The organism is Paenibacillus agaridevorans, assembly GCF_003112455.1.
GTDB lineage: Bacteria > Bacillota > Bacilli > Paenibacillales > Paenibacillaceae > Pristimantibacillus > Pristimantibacillus agaridevorans.
Genome location: NZ_BDQX01000407.1, coordinates 1 through 1,561 on the forward strand (window position 1 = coordinate 1; position 1,561 = coordinate 1,561).

Genomic DNA, 1,561 nt, shown 5'->3' on the forward strand with positions numbered 1-1,561 from the left:
CCCGATCCGCCGAATGTAGCTGAAAAATCAGCTACAATGCGCCGCGCTGGGGCCCGATCCGCCGGATGTAGCTGAAAAATCAGCTACAATGCGCCGCGCTGGGGCCCGATCCGCCGAATGTAGCTGAAAAATCAGCTACAATGCGCCGCGCTGGTGCCCGATCCGCCGGATGTAGCTGAAAAATCAGCTACAATGCGCCGCGCTGGGGCCCGATCCGCCGAATGTAGCTGAAAAATCAGCTACAATGCGCCGCGCTGGGGCCCGATCCGCCAAATGTAGCTGAAAAATCAGCTACAATGCGCCGCGCTGGGCCCGATCCGCCGAATGTAGCTGAAAAATCAGCTACAATGCGCCGCGCTTCCCCTCCCTGCTCATGCTCTCAACTAACGATCATGAGCATTATGCGGCCCTCGACAATCTTATCGTGCCTTGTACAGTCGTTTCGTCCCCCCAATACAGTGAATTGCTCCGTCACTCCCGACGGGGCTTTTTTCTTAGAATATAGGAAAGTAAATGTAATGAAACCTACTGGGCCGCCCAAGGACGGAGACAGAAGTTTCACCTTGCAATGAATCTATAGTTGGAGCCACGAAACGGAGGAGACGCAGCATGCACAAAAACCGGCTAGGAGCTTACCTGTTCAGCTTTCCCAGCTTCTTCCTGACCATGGCGCTCGGGATCTATCCCGTCGTCTGGGCGCTTCGATACATGTTCTACGATTACCAGGGGTTCGGCCAGCCGAAGTTCATCGGCCTCGACAACTTCGTGCGGGTGGCCAGAGATACGGAGTTCTGGCAGTCTGTCGCCAACACGTTCGTGTACGCGGGCGGCAAGCTGATCATCACGCTTCCGCTATCGCTCATCCTCGCCGTTATTCTCAACCGCAAGCTGAAGGGACGACACGCGTTCCGGGCGATCATCTTCCTGCCCACGATCTTCAGCGCGTCGGTTATGTCGATCGTCTTTTATATTATTTTCAACTCATACAACGGCATTATCAATCAATACCTGATGAAGCTGCACCTCGTTTCGGCCCCGGTCGATTGGCTGGGCGCTTCGAAAGCGATGCTGACCATCGTCATCATCGCCGTGTGGGGCGCCGTCGGCAACTATATGCTCTTGTTCATTGCGGGCCTGCAAAGCATTCCGGAGGATGTCTACGAAGCGGCTTCGCTCGACGGCGTGAATTCGGCGCAAAGGCTGTGGTACATCACCATTCCGATGCTGGGGCCGGTGCTTCAGATGATCGTCATGCTCGCCATCACGACGTCGCTCAAAGGTTACGAGAGCATCATGGTGTTGACGGAGGGCGGACCGTTCGGCAAGACGGAAGTGATGTACCTGTACTTGTACAAGCTGTTCTTCCCGCTGACGACCGCGGGCACATCCGTGCAAAATATCGGCTACGGCAGCGCGGTAGGCTTCACGACGGCCGTCATCGTCGGCCTGATCACCTGGCTGTACTTCTGGATGTCGCGGAAGCTGAACAACATCTACTAAGTCCAGCGGTATGATGTCAAGTCCCTAATTCGGTCGAATTGGAAATTTTCTTGGCTGTACA

Annotated in this window: 1 protein-coding gene; it reads left to right on the forward strand. The window is 55.3% G+C overall.

Annotated features, from left to right (window positions below; translation table 11 throughout):
• Positions 1–609: 609 nt before the first annotated feature.
• On the forward strand, positions 610–1,500 hold the full coding sequence (locus tag PAT3040_RS31725; protein WP_087572790.1) for a carbohydrate ABC transporter permease: 891 nt from the start codon (positions 610–612) through the stop codon (positions 1,498–1,500).
• Positions 1,501–1,561 lie beyond the last annotated feature (61 nt).

Bases quoted from the DNA above. Each gene is read 5' to 3' on its own strand.
- PAT3040_RS31725 (WP_087572790.1), top strand. From the start codon at position 610: ATGCACAAAAACCGGCTAGGAGCTTACCTGTTCAGCTTTCCCAGCTTC.